The following is a 651-nucleotide window of genomic DNA, read 5'->3' as shown; positions in this document are numbered from 1 at the left end:
AGAGGGCGGTTCGATAGTTGATGCCCCTTTCGCCGTTGCGATTGGGTGAGGCGGGCTGGTCAAGTGACTCGTAGCGGAGCTACGGACGCGGCTGAGCGAACAACCCCGGCTCGGATTCGACGAGGACGCCCTTGCTGACCAGACGCTTGAGCTTGGACCGGACGTTCTCGATGTTCTTGGCCACGATGGGCAGGTCCAGCGCCAGGCAGAGATCACGGGCCCGCATGGGCTGGGCGACATCGGCGAAGATGGCGAGAATCTGCTGGTAGACGGGATGGCCAGGCAGTTCGGCAGGCGGTGCGGCCGTCGTGGCGTCCGGCTCGTCTGCGAGGGACAGCAGGGTCTTGCGGGTGATCCGCAGATGATCGAGAGCTTCATCGAGTTCGCGGAGGCGCGCGGTGAGGTCGTTGATCAAGCTGCGGGTCTGCTCGGCCTCGCCGGTCAGGGCCGCCTCGCGCGCGTCGATCCTGCTGAGCAGCCACGCGCCGGGGTCCGGGGCGCTCACGTGGTTCGCCAGGCGGGAGTGGAAGGGCCGGTCAGCCGGCGGCTCATCACGTCGGTCATCGCCCAGTACACCCGTGACTCGGAGCTGGCCTGATCGTGTTCGTAGTCGCGTACCAGGCGCCGGTGCAGGGACATCGTGCCGTAGGT

1 protein-coding gene is annotated in these 651 nt (G+C 67.0%); it reads right to left on the bottom strand.

What is annotated here, in order from left to right:
• Window positions 1-79 precede the first annotated feature (79 nt).
• The gene (locus KME79_RS44340; RefSeq protein ID WP_148031685.1) at window positions 80-505 is read right to left on the bottom strand and encodes a hypothetical protein; all 426 of its coding nucleotides are present in this window, start codon (window positions 503-505) and stop codon (window positions 80-82) included.
• Window positions 506-651: the final 146 nt, after the last annotated feature.

Source organism: Nonomuraea harbinensis (assembly GCF_019396385.1).
Taxonomy (GTDB): Bacteria; Actinomycetota; Actinomycetes; order Streptosporangiales; family Streptosporangiaceae; genus Nonomuraea; species Nonomuraea ferruginea.
This window is presented reverse-complemented; position numbering and strand designations above follow the sequence as displayed.